General features: G+C 64.0%; 1 protein-coding gene. It reads left to right on the forward strand.

Translation table 11 applies throughout. The annotated features are described in order from the left end of the window. The coding region (locus QN399_RS26415; protein ID WP_330201954.1) for a TonB-dependent receptor plug domain-containing protein at positions 1-261 on the forward strand (261 nt) is incomplete at both ends.

Genomic DNA, 261 nt, shown 5'->3' on the forward strand with positions numbered 1-261 from the left:
GTACCGAGCACCGTCAGCGTGCACGACCGCGCAGAACTGGACCGCCAGCACGTCAACAACATCCGTGAACTGGTGCGCTACGAACCCGGCGTCTCCGTCGGCGGCGCCGGTACGCGCTCGGGTAACGCGGGCTACAACATTCGTGGCATCGACGGCGACCGCGTCCTCACCCAGGTGGATGGCGTCGAAGTGCCGGACAATTTCTTCAACGGCCCTTACGCCAAGACCCGCCGCAATTACGTCGACCCGGAAATCGTCAAG

Source organism: Pseudomonas sp. 10C3 (assembly GCF_036346185.1).
GTDB lineage: Bacteria > Pseudomonadota > Gammaproteobacteria > Pseudomonadales > Pseudomonadaceae > Aquipseudomonas.